The 13370-nt window shown below is 66.1% G+C and carries 13 protein-coding genes; 5 read left to right on the top strand and 8 right to left on the bottom strand.

The annotated features are described in order from the left end of the window. Positions 1-39 precede the first annotated feature (39 nt). Both CAL28_RS26525 and CAL28_RS26520 read left to right on the top strand, forming a co-directional pair. A complete protein-coding gene (locus tag CAL28_RS26525; protein ID WP_094844087.1) occupies positions 40-519 on the top strand; it encodes a GlcG/HbpS family heme-binding protein in 480 nt (159 codons plus the stop codon). A 16-nt stretch (positions 520-535) separates the two neighbouring features. After that, positions 536-1552 carry a 2Fe-2S iron-sulfur cluster-binding protein gene (locus CAL28_RS26520; protein WP_094844086.1) on the top strand — a complete coding sequence of 339 codons (1017 nt, stop codon included), beginning with the start codon at positions 536-538 and terminating at the stop codon, positions 1550-1552. Positions 1553-1554: 2 nt separating this feature from the next. Here CAL28_RS26520 and CAL28_RS26515 read toward each other — a convergent pair whose 3' ends face one another. Further along, positions 1555-2523 (bottom strand): tripartite tricarboxylate transporter substrate binding protein, encoded by a 969-nt coding sequence (locus CAL28_RS26515; protein ID WP_094844085.1) that lies wholly within the window; start codon positions 2521-2523, stop codon positions 1555-1557. 78 nt (positions 2524-2601) lie between these two features. Further along, entirely contained in the window at positions 2602-3666 is a 1065-nt protein-coding gene (locus CAL28_RS26510; protein ID WP_094844084.1) for a tartrate dehydrogenase, read from the bottom strand. A gap of 185 nt (positions 3667-3851) precedes the next feature. On the opposite strand from CAL28_RS26510, the gene CAL28_RS26505 reads away from it, so the two are divergent. Further along, a complete protein-coding gene (locus tag CAL28_RS26505; protein WP_094844083.1) occupies positions 3852-4772 on the top strand; it encodes a LysR family transcriptional regulator in 921 nt (306 codons plus the stop codon). Positions 4773-4811: 39 nt separating this feature from the next. On the opposite strand, the gene CAL28_RS26500 is transcribed toward CAL28_RS26505, so the two are convergent. Next, positions 4812-7373 (bottom strand): hypothetical protein, encoded by a 2562-nt coding sequence (locus CAL28_RS26500; RefSeq protein WP_094844082.1) that lies wholly within the window; start codon positions 7371-7373, stop codon positions 4812-4814. A 234-nt stretch (positions 7374-7607) separates the two neighbouring features. Between CAL28_RS26500 and CAL28_RS26495 the strand changes: the two genes are divergently transcribed. Next, on the top strand, positions 7608-8696 hold the full coding sequence (locus CAL28_RS26495) for a cation diffusion facilitator family transporter (RefSeq protein ID WP_094844081.1): 1089 nt from the start codon (positions 7608-7610) through the stop codon (positions 8694-8696). Beyond that, positions 8693-9499 (top strand): aspartate dehydrogenase, encoded by an 807-nt coding sequence (locus CAL28_RS26490; RefSeq protein ID WP_094844080.1) that lies wholly within the window; start codon positions 8693-8695, stop codon positions 9497-9499. The genes CAL28_RS26495 and CAL28_RS26490 overlap by 4 nt, the downstream gene beginning before the upstream one ends. Positions 9500-9541: 42 nt before the next feature. Here the strand turns inward: CAL28_RS26490 and CAL28_RS26485 are convergent, their stop codons facing one another. The 5 genes from CAL28_RS26485 to CAL28_RS26465 all read right to left on the bottom strand — a co-directional run bounded on the left by CAL28_RS26485 (position 9542) and on the right by CAL28_RS26465 (position 13338). Further along, on the bottom strand, positions 9542-10153 hold the full coding sequence (locus CAL28_RS26485) for a DNA-3-methyladenine glycosylase I (RefSeq protein WP_440588447.1): 612 nt from the start codon (positions 10151-10153) through the stop codon (positions 9542-9544). 62 nt (positions 10154-10215) lie between these two features. Further along, complete coding sequence (locus CAL28_RS26480) at positions 10216-11331, bottom strand: serine hydrolase (RefSeq protein ID WP_094844878.1); 1116 nt, start codon at positions 11329-11331, stop codon at positions 10216-10218. Between the two features lie 144 nt (positions 11332-11475). Next, positions 11476-11859, bottom strand: coding sequence for a BlaI/MecI/CopY family transcriptional regulator (locus tag CAL28_RS26475; RefSeq protein WP_094844078.1), 384 nt, complete (start codon positions 11857-11859; stop codon positions 11476-11478). A gap of 101 nt (positions 11860-11960) precedes the next feature. Continuing rightward, positions 11961-12215 (bottom strand): DUF1488 family protein, encoded by a 255-nt coding sequence (locus tag CAL28_RS26470; RefSeq protein WP_094844077.1) that lies wholly within the window; start codon positions 12213-12215, stop codon positions 11961-11963. 109 nt (positions 12216-12324) lie between these two features. Then, positions 12325-13338, bottom strand: coding sequence for a S1 family peptidase (locus CAL28_RS26465; protein ID WP_094844076.1), 1014 nt, complete (start codon positions 13336-13338; stop codon positions 12325-12327). Between the last annotated feature and the right edge of the window lie 32 nt (positions 13339-13370).

Raw genomic sequence — 13370 nt, 5'->3', positions numbered from 1 at the left:
GTCATTCATCATCGAACGACATACAGGCAGGATCGAGACATGAAACAGGTATACAGGCTGGAGTTGGAAGAAGCGCGCGCGATGATCGCGGCCGCGATCGCGAAGTCGCGCGAAATCGGCGTGCTGGAAACGGTGTGCATTGCCGACGATGGCGGCTATCCCATCGCCATGGAACGCATGGACGGCGCCCGCATTACCGGGCCGCAGATCGCCTGGAACAAGGCCTTCACCGCCGCCGGCCATAAGCGTTCCACGCACCTGTTCAATACGCCGCCCAACGGGCCGGCACTGCCCGGCAACGAAGCCTTCGGCATCCAGTGGAGCTTCGACGGCAAGTTCGCCGTGTTTGTCGGCGGGTTCCCCATCGTCGTGAACGACGAAGTGATCGGCGGCGTGGGCTTGAGCGGCGGCAATGGCGAGCAGGATACCGCGGCCGGCCTGGCCGCATTGCAGGCGCTTGCCGATCTGCTGGCGGACAAAGGCATGAAGGTGCTGGTCGCCGCCGACATCAAGAAATAACCCGCCGGAGTCAGCCATGGGCCATCGCGTCATCCTGCTCGAACCCGCGCACACGTTCACGGTGGACGATGGCGCATCCATCCTGGATGCGGCCTCGCGCGCCGGCGTGGCGTTGCCGCACGAATGCACCTTCGGCGGCTGCGGCACGTGCCGTGTCAGGATAGTCGAGGGCAGCGTCGCCTACGAGGAATTCCCGCTCGCCTTGAGCGAAGCCGAGCATGCGCAGGGATATGCGCTGGCCTGCCAGGCCAGGCCCGTATCGGACCTGGTCCTGTCCATACCGGCGCGCGGGCCGGTACTGCCCGATCCCGTCCGGGCCACCGCATCCCTGGCCCGTATCCACCGGCCTTGCGAGGACGTGCTGCATCTCGTGCTGACGTTGCCGCAGGGAAGCCTGCCCGATTACCAGCCGGGGCAGTACATGAACATCCTGCTGCCCGACGGCAGCGCACGCAGCTTTTCCATGGCGTCACCGCCGCGCGCCGGCGGGACGGAGATCGAACTCCATATCCGGCGCATACCGGGCGGCCGCTTTACGGATGCCGTGCTGGGACAGGCGGCGCCCGGTACGCCGCTGCATATCGAGGCGCCGCTCGGTACCTTCTGCTATCACGCCGAGGACTACCGCCCCTTGCTGATGGTCGCGACCGGCACCGGGCTGGCGCCCATCAAGGCTATCCTGGAATCGCTGCTGGACGATCCGGATTGTCCGCCGGTCAAACTGTACTGGGGCATGCGCACCGAGGCAGACCTATATATGCGCGATGTCATCGAAAGCTGGAAGGACCGGCTGTACGAGTTCGAGTTCGTGCCGGTGCTGTCGCGGGCCGATGCGTCCTGGCAGGGACGGCGCGGACACGTACAGGATGCGGTCGCGCAGGACTACGAGGACCTGTCCGAACACGCGATCTATCTGTGCGGATCTCCGGATATGATCGTCGAGGCCAAGGCCGTCTTCGCCACGCTGGGCGCCAGCATGGAGCATATCTACGCGGACAGTTTTACCTTCCAGCAGGCCGTTCCCGCCGCTTGACCTTATTGTTCCTGCATGCCGGCACGCTTCATCAAATCGCCGTAGGCGCGCACTTCCGTATCGATCCGCGTTTTCATGGCTTGCGGCGTGCCGCCCACCGGCTCGGCGCCCAGGGGCAGCAATTGCTTGCGTACCTCCGGGTCGGCCAGGTCCTTGTCGATCTGCGCGCTTAGTTTCTCGACGATCGCCGGCGGGGTGCCGGCCGGTGCCATCACGCCGAACCACGAAGCGATATCGAATCCCTTCAGGCCCGCCTCGGACAACGTGGGCACTTCCGGCAGCACGCTGGACCGCGTCGACGTGGCCACCGCCAATGCCTTCAGTTTGCCCGCCTTGATATAGGGCAGGCATGAGGACACCGTATCGAACATCATCGTGACCCGCCCGCCCATGAGGTCGGTCAGCGCCGGTGCGCTGCCCTTATAGGGAATGTGCATGATGTCCGTGCCCGTCATGGACTTGAACTGCTCGCCGATCAGGTTGTGCGCGGTGCCCGCGCCGTTGGAGGCGTAGGTCAGCTTGCCGGGGTTGGCCTTGGCGTAGGCGATCAGTTCCTGGACGTTGGATACGGGCAGGTCCGGACGCACGACGAGTACGTTCGGCACGATCGCGACCACCGATACCGGCGTCAGGTCCTTCTGGACGTCGTAGGGCAGGTGCTTGTAATAGGTGGCGGCAATGGTGTGGTGCACCGCCCCCATCAACAGCGTATAGCCATCCGGCCGCGCCTTGGCCACCGCGTCGGCGCCGATGGTCGCGCCGGCCCCGGGCCGGTTCTCGATGACGACGGGTTGTCCCCAGGCCAGGGTCAGGTGCTGGCCCACCGTACGGGCAAGGATATCCGTGGTACCGCCGGCCGGGAAGGGCACGATCAGGCGGATGGGTTTGTCGGGATAGGATTGCGCCGAGGCGGTGGCCCCCGCCAGGAATAGGGCGGCCGCGGCGACGCATGCGCGCAGGATGTCAGGCATTGTTGTCTCCTCTGGTTGGTCTGCGGTGGCCGCCGCCGGTAGTTATCGTTGTCCGGCGGCGGTTGCGGGCGCCGCGCGTCAGGCCATTCGGCCCAGCGCCGCGAGTACGGCCCGGGTAACGTCCGCCGTGGTCGCACTGCCGCCAAGGTCGGGGGTAAAGACACGAGCCGCGGTCACGCTTTCGATGGCCTTCATCAGCCGGGCAGACGCGGCAGGTTCGCCCAGGTGCTCAAGCATCATCGCGGCCGTCCAGAATGTGGCGATCGGATTGGCGATGCCCTTGCCGGTGATGTCGAAGGCCGAGCCGTGGATCGGCTCGAACATCGAGGGAAAGCTGCGCTCCGGGTTCAGGTTTGCCGTGGGCGCGATGCCGAGGCTGCCGGACAGGGCAGCCGCCAGGTCCGACAGGATATCGGCGTGCAGATTGGTGGCGACGACCACGTCCAGGGTGGCGGGTTTCAGCACCATGCGGGTGGTGACGGCGTCCACCAGTTCCCGGTCGGTGCTGACGTCGGGAAAGTCGCGCGCGACCTCGTAGAAGATCTCGTCCCACATCACCATGCCGAAGCGCTGCGCATTCGACTTGGTCACCAGCGTGAGGTGCCGGCGGGGCCGGCCGCGCGCGAGGTTGAAGGCGAAGCGATGGATGCGTTCCACGCCCGCGCGTGTGAAGACGGCGGTTTCGGTACCCACTTCTATCGGCAGGCCGCGATGCGCCCGGCCGCCGTTGCCGGCGTATTCGCCCTCGGAATTTTCGCGGATGATGACCCAATCGATGTCCTTGCCGTCGGCCAGCGGGCTTTTTACGCCGGGCAGTACGCGGGCGGGCCGTACATTGGCGTACTGGTCGAAGCCCTGCGCGATGGGCAGGCGCAGGCCCCACAGGGAGACATGATCCGGCACCTCGCGCGCGCCGACAGCACCGAAGAAGATGGCATCGAAGGCCTTGAGGCGCGCCAGGCCGTCGGGAGGGATGTAGTGGCCGTGTTCCTGGTAGTACGCCGAACTCCATGGGAAGTGTTCGATGCGCAGGCCGAAGCCACCGTCGGCTGCGGCGAGTGCCCGCAGTACTTCCAGCCCGGCCGCGATGACCTCCGAACCTATGCCGTCCCCGGGAATGGCGGCGATGCTGTATTCACGCATGAATTCTCCTCTGCTCGGGTTCCGTGTGCGGCGCTCGTCAGGCGGATCCTGCCCTTGATGCACGCCGCGGGCGGTGTCGCCGGTTATCCCCGCGCCCGCTTTCGAAGGGGAAATATGGACTGGTGCGCCGCCCCGCGGACGCGCCATAATTCAAATTGCTTTTTCTTTCCGGTTAACAATGGGTCATGGGTCATTCCAACGAACTCGTCCTGCTGGTGGAATTGGTCAAGGCGGGCAGCCTTACCGGCGCGGCGCGCGAAATGGCGTTGACCACCGCGGCGGTCAGCAAGCGCCTGCGGCAGCTGGAAACCCGCCTGGGAGTGCGCCTGCTCAATAGAACGACGCGCCGGATCAGCCTGACCGCCGAAGGCGAGCTGTACCTGGAGCACGCTCGCCGCATCCTTGGCGAGATCGAAGAGCTCGATGAGCTCGTCGCCAGCAGCGGGGTGCGTCCGCAAGGACTGCTGAAGGTGAATGCGCCGCTGGGTTTCGGCCGCACCTATATCGCGCCCGTCATCGCGGCGTTCTCGCAAGCGCATCCCGAAACAGCCGTGCAGCTGCACCTGAGCGATACGCCGGCCAGCTTCGTGGAAGAGGCCTTCGACGTGTGCATCCGGTTCGGGGAAATGCCCGACACGCGCTTGATCGCGCGCAGGATCGCGCCGAATCGGCGTTTGGTATGCGCATCGCCCGCTTACCTGAAAACGCACGGGATACCGAAGACGCCCCGCGACCTGCTGCGCCACCAATGCATCGTGCTGCGCCAGAATGAATCCGCGTATGGCGTTTGGCGCTTCACCAAGGGGCGAGAAACGCAGACGGTCAAGGTGAAGGGCAACCTTAGCAGCAATGACGGCGAGGTGACCCTGACGTGGGCCACGGCTGGGCTGGGCATCCTGCAGCGGGCGGAGTGGGACCTTGCCCGCTACTTGCGTAGCGGGCTTTTGCAGTGGGTGCTGGAGGATTACCGGCTGCCGCCGGCCGACATCTACGCCGTTTTCCCGACACGCCACCATCTATCGGCGAAGGTGCGTGTGTTCGTGGATTTCCTGGTGGAGGCTTTTCAATCCAGGCGCAGCGCGGCGGGCGGCAAGGGGATCTGGTAATGCGGATCCCCTTGGGTTGGCGTTTTCGCGACCCGTGGACTATGCGGGCGCGCGCGCCGCGATTGCCAGGGTTTCCAACTGGCTACGTCGGTATTGCAGCCACGCCGAGGGCAGGTAGCCGACCTGGTCGTCAATGCGCCGCATATGACGCTGGACGTCCTGGCGTCCCTGCAGGTGCTTCTGCAGCGTTACGCGGGCGGCATCGCCAAGGCGGCCCAGGGCATCCGTGCAGAAGTCCAGCTCGCTTTGCCTGGCCGGCGCCTGGTATTGGGCATCGGCCAGCATATCCAGTGCGCTCAGCAGCTTTTCCGGGCGCCGTGGCTGGCGCAGTGCCGCCAGTACCTGGCCCAGGGCCGCGGCGCCGCGACGGATCCCCGCTTCTCGTTCCAACCTTTCCTGTAGCGTGTCGTAGAACGCTTCCAGGGTTGCGTCTTCTTCCGCGGAGGACCGCGATCTATCGCGCGCCGCTGCCAGATTGATCTCGAGCTGGGCCAGTTGGCCAGGATCCAGCCGGCTCAGCTGGGCCTGGATCAGCACGCCATGGAAGGCCGTGCCCCTGGCCTGTCCCAGCTTGCCGTTCAGTTGCAGGCTGGTCGAACGCAGTGCTTCCAGCTGGTCCGCGGTAAGGCGATCGCCGGCGATCAGGGTACGGACCGCCTGATTGATCTGCGCCTTGGCAGCATCGCGGGTGGTGGGTTTGCGCCGGAATGTCGAAAGCACGCTGTCGCGCACACGCTGGAAGGTGGCCTGGAACGTTGCCGGCGGGGTGATGGGTTCCGGGTACTCGGTCGCGTCGGTATTGGCGTCGGGCCGGTGCCGGGACGAGGTCGCCCCGGCGTTCACGCCGCCCTGCGGGGCGGCGCGGCTGGCGGTCCGCAGATGGTCGATGAAGCCGAGCATCTGGCGCTGTATGACCGTGTCGCGTTCGAACTCCGCCAGGCGGTGTGCCTGGAACTCGTCGAACGTCGCCGTGGTGGCGTCCGCTGGCCTCGTCGCGCCCAGCATCGTGGCCAAGGCATGCCGCTGGCCCTCCGACAGGCGTCCCACCAGGTCCTTCAGCCGGCTGACGCGAGGCGTGTCGATTTTCGCGGTCCGCAGTTCGCCTTGCCACATTTCACGCAGGGCGCCATCAAGTTGCTGATGCTGCCCGTTGCGGGCGGCTTCCAGCGCCGCCGCCACCTGGCGGTCCCAGGATGCGGCGCGCGCGTGTTCGCGGGCGAGCTCGGCGACGACGCCGAGCAGGATCGATGCGATTTCCCGTTCGCGGGCGGCCTGTTGCGCCTTGGGGGTCTGGGCGCGCGTGCCGGCGCCGAGCAGCTTGCCGGCGTCGCGCAGCAGCGTATCGCCCAAGCCGTCGCTACGGTCATTCAATCGGCCCAGTTCGCACAGGGTTTCCGCGGGCAGGCTGTGAAGCATCGGCGTCAGCACGCGTTTGATCAGGTCCGTGTCGACGGCTTCATAGCCTTCGGCGGCCGCGCGTTGCGCCAAAGCGGCCAGCGCCAGCGCCGCGCGCTTTTGGGCCGATGTGCTCGGCCCGTCATACTGGCCGGGACGCGACAGCGTAACCAGCGCCTGGTAGAAATCCAGCGCGCGATGATGGAGGGCATCCGTGGAATGCCGCTGGGCGCGGGCAATGGCCCGCAGTTGGCGGGCCCCCGTGTACCGTGCGGGCCGGGTGGACGAGACCGGGGTTTGCACGGACGCCTGATCGAGGGCGGTGCGCAGAGCCTGGATGGCGATGTCGACATCCTGATGCTGATAGGCGCTGGCGATGACGGCGGGCGATCTCGCGGCGGCCGGCACGGCAGGCGGGCGCGAAGGCGCTTGTGCCCGGTCGTGGGAAATACCGTCCGCCACGGCGGGAACCGCGCCCGGCGGAATGCGTCCGGCACCGGCAGGCGCACGTCGCGCGGTCGACCGCTGAAGCGGGGGCGCGGTATCGCCGGGCGGCGGAGTGGCCCCGTCGACGTGCGGGCCTGTTCGCTCTTCCTGCACGCTGGTTTGCATGTCGATGGTCACCGCGGGTTCTGCCACGGGAGGGGGCTCGCCGCGGCTCGGCGCATTCGAGCGGTCCGTGCCAACGGACGTTGCGTCCTGGGCTGGATCCAGGTCGAACGAATCGACGGACATACCGTCGCCGAAGGGATTGACGCGGTCCGGATAGTCCGGCGAGTCCGGAAAGTTCGATGGGGCATCGCTGCGCGCGTCGCTGCTGTCCGAGCGCGTGCTGGATCGGCTGCGGGACGAACCCTGGTCATCGGCCTGGCGCCATAACGGGTCGCCGGCAAGATGGCGACTGGCCGGATAGGATCCGGTTGGCGTGCTCGGCGGCGATGCCGAATGGAGGCCGGAATCCGGTGTGCTGGCAAGGGATCCAGCGGGGTCGCGGGCGGCGGCCGGCGCCGCGTCCTGGCTGTTGACCAGAATTAATCTTCGCGGGGCCGGGACGGGGGGCTTGGGGGATTTCGCGGCGCGGGCGGAATTCTTTAGATCGTTCGCCTTGAAGCAATGGTCTCCGAGCTTGCCGGCTGGCGGCGGCGTATCGGTGCGGGCGAGATTGTCGGCGCTGCGGCTGACGGTGTTGGCATTGATGGCTGGCATGGTGTGCGACGTTGGATGGGTTGGAATTCCGGCGCCACGAAACGGTGCGGCCGGAGCGATGCCTCGATGGAATCACCGGTAGATCGGTTACCGCCGCCACGGCCTGGGTTCGAGCGCAGCTGTCTCGGATAAGGATGATTTGTCTGGAATCAATGAAACTCACCATGGCATCTCGTCGCGCCATCGCCGCCGGGTATATTCGGCAACACGAAGCCCGATCCTGGAGTCCGCGGAATGCCCCATCGCCACGACGCTGAAGAACATCATCGACCGCACGCCGGCCCCGCCCATGGGGTCGGTGGGCACGAGGTGCACGGCGATGGACAGGGCGCTTCCGGCCATGCGCCTGCCGGCGAACGGAAGCCGGGCCATGGTCATGCAGCGCACGGCCATGCCGGCCATGACCACGGCGTCGGCACGGCTGACGAGCGGCGGCTGGCGTGGGCGCTGGCCATCATCGTCCTGTTCATGATCGTCGAAGTCGCCGGCGGGTTGGTTTCCGGTTCGCTGGCCTTGCTGGCGGATGCGGGCCATATGGTCAGCGATGCGGCGGCGCTTGGCTTCAGCCTGGTCGCGCTGCGCTTCGGCCGGCGATCGGCGACCCAGCATATGTCCTACGGGTATCGGCGCCTGGAAATCCTTGCCGCCTTCGTCAATGGGCTCGCCCTGTTCGCCATCGCTGCCTGGATCATGGGCGAAGCCATCCAGCGTTTTTGGCAACCGGTCGACGTCATGGCCGGCACCATGCTGGCCATCGCCATCGCCGGGCTGGCGGCCAACATCGTGGCCTTCTTCGTTCTGACAGGCGGCAGCCGAAGCAACCTGAACACGCGCAGCGCCCTGCTGCACGTACTGGGCGACATGCTGGGCTCGGTGGCCGCCATCGTGGCGGCGGTGGTCATCATGCTGACGGCATGGACGCCGATCGATCCCATCCTTTCCATCTTCGTGGCCCTGATCGTCTTGAAAAGCGCGTGGCATCTGGTGCGCTCGACGGGGCACATCCTGCTGGAAGGGACGCCGCCGGGCCTGGAGCCGGGTGCAATCAAGGCCGATCTGGAGCAGAATGTCGCGGTGGTGCGCGTCGCGCACCATATCCACGCCTGGTCGATCACGTCGGAGCAGCATTTGCTGACTTTGCATGTCGTTCCCCGGGAAGGCGTCGCGGCGGGCGACGTCATCCGCGCGGTGCGGCAGCGGGTCGCGGAACGCTTCGGCATTTCCCATGTGACGGTGCAGGTGGAGGATCCCGACCACGGTAATGGGGATGCGGCCGCTATCGATGACTGCAACGGCGCCGCGCCCGGACAAGGATGTTCATGAGCGGAATACGTATCGGTATCGCGGGCTTCGGTGCCATCGGGCAATCGGTGGCCAAATCGCTGGATTCGGGCGTGTTGCCCGGCATGACGCTGGCTGCCGTCGCGGTACGCGACCCTTCGCGGCACGCCGCCGTTTCCTGGCAAGGCAAGCCGCCGGCGATCACCACGCTGGACGGCCTGGAGCCTTTGTGCGATGTCGTCGTGGAATGCGCGCCCGCCGCGGTATTCGCGCAGGCCATCGGCCCCGTGCTGCGCGCCGGCAAGAAGGCCGTCGTGCTCAGTTCGGGCGCCTTGCTGTCGCATCCCGAACTGATCGAAGCGGCGCGGGCCAGCGGTGGGCAGATCCTGGTGCCGTCGGGCGCCATCCTGGGCCTGGACGCGCTGACCGCCGCGGCGGAAGGGAAGATCCGTTCGGTGACCATGATTACCCGCAAGCCCCCTCGCGGCTTGCTCGGCGCGCCTTATCTCGAGGCCAACAATATCGATCTGTCGAATGTCACCCAGCCCACGCTGGTCTTCCGCGGTTCGCCGCGCGAGGCCGCCATCGGCTTCCCCGCCAATCTCAATGTCGCCGTCAGCGTTTCACTGGCGGGCATCGGTCCGGACAAGACCACGCTGGAAATCTGGGCCGATCCTTCGCTGGAACGCAATCTGCATCGCGTGGAAGTGGATTCGGACGCGGCGACTTTTTCGATGGAGATCCAGAACATCCCGTCGGAAAACCCCAAGACCGGACGCATCACGGCGCAAAGCGTGCTGGCCACGCTACGCAAGCTGACAGCGCCGTTGCGCATGGGAACCTGACCGAGTCGGCCCGGCGGGCCGTGCTGGGTAAATGCGGCCTGCCTACTTCGGCCACACCCCGGAAGCGCCGCGGCGGTGGCTGCCCACCAGGTGGGTATCGATAATGCCGGTCGCTTCCATCAGCGCATGCATGGTCGTGGGGCCGACGAAAGCGAAGCCGCGCTTGCGCAGCGCCTTGCTCAGGGCGATCGAGGCCTCGGATATCGTGGGTATTTCGGCCAGTGTGCGCGGCGCCGGCGTCTGCGCGGGCTGGAAAGACCAGATGAAAGCCGCCAGCCCGCCATCGTCGCGAAGCCGGATCGTGGCGCTGGCGTTGTTGATGGTGGCCAGGATCTTCGCCCGATTGCGGACGATGCCCGCATCGGCCAGCAGCCGATCGACATCCGCTTCGGTGTAGGCGGCGACCTTGTCCGGATCGAAGCGATGGAAGGCCTTGCGGAAGGCCTCGCGTTTGCGCAGGATGGTCGCCCACGACAGGCCGGACTGAAAGCCCTCGAGCACCAGCCGCTCGAACATCCCGTGCTCGTCGCGTACCGGCATGCCCCATTCCGTGTCGTAGTAAGCCTGGAGCAGGGGATCCACGGCGGCCCAAGGGGGGCGCGCCAGGCCGTCGATGCCGACGATCAGGCCGCTGTCCGCCGCGATATCGGCCACGGCCGAACGTTTCGCCGTGGCGTCGCCGTCCTGCCGGAGCGCCAAGGAAGCGGATTTCCCCATTACATCGGATGCGCGTCGGCGTTGGCGTAATTGCGCTGGGTGCTTGCCACGGGGAATGCGTTCTTCAGCATCGCGGTGCGCAGATGTTCCGCGTCCATGAAGTCCGCGTGCCGGCGATTGGAATGCAGCAGCACCATGACGATCGGGCGGTCCTCGATGGTTGCCTGCATCACCAGGCAGATCCCCGATTCATTGATGAAGCCGGTTTTCTGCAGGCCGATATCCCAGTCCGGCTTGCCCAGCAGGATATTGGTGCTGCGATAATCCAGGACGCCTTTGCCCGTATTCACCGTGTAGCTCTGGTCGGTGGAATACAAGCGGATCAGGGGATAGTGCGCGGCGGCCTGGACCATCTTCACCAGATCGCGCGCGGTCGACACGTTGTACTTCGATAGCCCCGCCGGATTCTCGAAATGGGTATGGGTCATACCCAGGGACTGTGCCTTCTGGTTCATCGCGGCGATGAAGGCAGGCCTGCCGCCGGGGTAGTAGCGCGACAGCGCCGCGGCCGCGCGGTTTTCCGATGCCATCAGCGCAATGTGCAGCATGTCTTCGCGAGACAGCACCGAGCCCACGCGCAGGCGGGATCCGGTGTGCTTCTCGAAGTCCTGGTCTTCGTCCGTGACGCGGATCGGCTCGGCCAGGGATGCGCCGGAGTCCAGCACGACCATCGCCATCATCAGTTTGGTGATCGAGGCAATCGGCACGACCTCGTCGGCATTCTTGTCCACCAGCGGCAGGCCGCTGGCTTCGTCGACCATGTAGGCGACTTCCGAGTGCAGCGTGCTGCCGTCCGGCGCATACGGCCGGGTGGCGTAGGGATCCAGCTCCAGCGCGGTGCGCGACGCGACCGCACGGTGCGCGCCGGCACGATGGTGCACCGCCGGTTTGCCGTGGGAACGGGACCGATAGATGATCTTGCTGGTCTTCTTGGCGGCGGTGGTTTTCACAGCCGCCTTTTTGGCGCTGGCCTTGTGGGTGCCTTGCGACGTATCGGCCGTGCCGGCATGCGCCGCCAGGGGCAGCGCCAGGAAGGCCGCCGCGGCGCCGTGCAGGATGAGGCCGGTGGAGACCCGGCGCGCGAGGGCGCGCAATGGAAGAAGGAAATCAGGCATGGTCAGGGGAAAGGGGCCATGGGAAGGCGGCGCCGTGCGCAAGCGCGGTATTGCGCGCGATGTACGGCGGCATCATGATGTTGTGGGATAAGGGAACGAGGACGCAGGGGCGGCCTGCCGCGGTCTTTGCGAAAGCGGGGCCGTTCACGGTCTTTCCCCTTGCAGGAATTGTTCGATCTCCGCGCGCTCTTCGCGCGTCACGTGCGCGCGCAGGGCGGCCAGCACCAGTGCCTTGCCGGAGCCGGAAAAGACTTTCTGGATCAAGTCCTTCAATAAGCCTGCCTGCAGCGCATTCTGGGTATGGACTGGCGCGTAGACATGCGATCGCTCGCTTGCATCGCGGTTGAGCAAGCCCTTGGCATGCATGATCTGCATCTGCCGCAGAACGGCGGCATAGCTCAGGTCGGGACGTTCCCTCTGCATGGCCTGGTGCGCCTGCTTCACGGTCGCGGGGCCGATCGCCCACAGCGCCCGCAACACATGCAGTTCGGCGGGCGTGGGCCTGGTGGAGGGAGGGGTGATGGTCACTGGGGCGGCGCGAAGAACAAAATTGCCGCGTAGAATACTTTTTCTAGAACAAATCGTCTACTTGTGCTCGTTTACCCGCAGTCGGATAGGGGGTACGCCCCCTAGGGGGGCGGAAGATCGGTCTCCCGCACCATCACAGGTTCACGGGCACCCTGCGCGATGCGTTGCCGGACCGCCGCCTCGATATCGTCGCGATGGCTGCGGTAGGTTTCCATGGGATCCTCGCCTTGGGCATCGGGACGGTAGTAGTAGTGCAGGACCTCCTTGCGTATGCTCGCGGCGACCCAGTGCGCGTCGATCTGGACCCAGAAGCGAACCGAGGATGACGCATGATCGAAGAAGGGTTGTTGGGACATGGTGGGCTCCGGATGGCGGAAATCGGCTGCTCCCGGCGCGGCCAGGCCGCGCCGGGGTGACGGCGGGCGGATCCGGCCTTGCCATTGCCCGATCGGCGCCCGCGCTCTTTTACTTGGCGCGCGTAAGCGTCATCAGAACGTCTGCGTACCATGCGCAGTTCAGGCCGAGCGACTCGTCTTCCACAAGGTCGCGCGTGCGCATATCCATGCGGGTCGAATGTACGCCCAGCAGTTGCCATGGCAGGGCGGAGTGCCCTGGCTGCTGCGCGCTGCGGCGTCTCAGGACAGGGGAACCGCTGCTGCCGCGGTGCGTCCTGGCATCCGTCAGGAAATAGCCCTGCTGCTGGAAACGCACGCCGTAGGCCGAAGCGACCGAGGCGCCCCGGGCGACGGCCAGGTGGTGGACCGTATCGTGGAATCCCAGCGGAAAGCCGATGACGGTCAAGGCGTCTCCGAGCGCGACTTCGTTTCCCTGCGGATCCAGGTGTGCCGGGTCGAACGCCTGCAACACGGACCGTTCAGGCAGGCGGCCGGTTTCGATTTCGATGGCCGCGACATCGACGGTGCCCGCGCTGTCGCTGGCCTGGATCCACAGCGCCCGGCCGTCGCGATAGAGGGGGATCGAGAAAGTCACGTACCTGGTCAGGTCTTGCGTGTCGGTATGCACTTCGATCTCGACGCGGTCCGGAAAATGGCCGCTTGTTTCGTCGACGAAAACATGGCGGTTCGTCACCAGGAACAGGCGCTGGTCGCGGCGGAAAAAGAAGCCGCTCGCGCCGGATAAGCTCTGCTGGCCCAAGAAGGTGCTGACGCGCGTCGTCGCCAGCAGGACCGCCTCGGTGCCAGAGGGAGTGTCCGGCAGGCCGGGCACGGGGGCGATCCCCGCCAGGACCGCCTGGGTCCTGGCGATCTCGCGCTCGAAAGCGGCCAGCACGTGCTCCGAAAGCGCCGAGTTAAGAATGACCGTCCGCGCCGCCTCGGCATGCGTTTCGAACGAACGCGCCAGGGCATCGTGGGCGGACGGTGGCAGCGTTTTCAGCAGCACCGGCAGCAGGACGTCCATCGCGATCAGGTTTCCCTTGAGTTCACAAATACGTTCGGTGGCTTCTTGCAGATTTTGCATCGCGAGAGCCCTCCACAGAATCAAACATGAAA

It is taken from the genome of Bordetella genomosp. 11 (genome assembly GCF_002261215.1).
Taxonomy (GTDB): Bacteria; Pseudomonadota; Gammaproteobacteria; order Burkholderiales; family Burkholderiaceae_B; genus Bordetella_C.
This window is presented reverse-complemented; position numbering and strand designations above follow the sequence as displayed.

What these genes read in the sequence shown, in the direction of transcription:
- CAL28_RS26465 (WP_094844076.1), bottom strand. Translation starts at nt 13,338, where the DNA reads ATGCAAAATCTGCAAGAAGCCACCGAACGTATTTGTGAACTCAAGGGA.
- CAL28_RS26470 (WP_094844077.1), bottom strand. Translation starts at nt 12,215, where the DNA reads ATGTCCCAACAACCCTTCTTCGATCATGCGTCATCCTCGGTTCGCTTC.
- CAL28_RS26525 (WP_094844087.1), top strand. Translation starts at nt 40, where the DNA reads ATGAAACAGGTATACAGGCTGGAGTTGGAAGAAGCGCGCGCGATGATC.
- CAL28_RS26495 (WP_094844081.1), top strand. Translation starts at nt 7,608, where the DNA reads ATGCCCCATCGCCACGACGCTGAAGAACATCATCGACCGCACGCCGGC.
- CAL28_RS26480 (WP_094844878.1), bottom strand. Translation starts at nt 11,331, where the DNA reads ATGCCTGATTTCCTTCTTCCATTGCGCGCCCTCGCGCGCCGGGTCTCC.
- CAL28_RS26490 (WP_094844080.1), top strand. Translation starts at nt 8,693, where the DNA reads ATGAGCGGAATACGTATCGGTATCGCGGGCTTCGGTGCCATCGGGCAA.
- CAL28_RS26505 (WP_094844083.1), top strand. Translation starts at nt 3,852, where the DNA reads ATGGGTCATTCCAACGAACTCGTCCTGCTGGTGGAATTGGTCAAGGCG.
- CAL28_RS26500 (WP_094844082.1), bottom strand. Translation starts at nt 7,373, where the DNA reads ATGCCAGCCATCAATGCCAACACCGTCAGCCGCAGCGCCGACAATCTC.
- CAL28_RS26520 (WP_094844086.1), top strand. Translation starts at nt 536, where the DNA reads ATGGGCCATCGCGTCATCCTGCTCGAACCCGCGCACACGTTCACGGTG.
- CAL28_RS26510 (WP_094844084.1), bottom strand. Translation starts at nt 3,666, where the DNA reads ATGCGTGAATACAGCATCGCCGCCATTCCCGGGGACGGCATAGGTTCG.
- CAL28_RS26515 (WP_094844085.1), bottom strand. Translation starts at nt 2,523, where the DNA reads ATGCCTGACATCCTGCGCGCATGCGTCGCCGCGGCCGCCCTATTCCTG.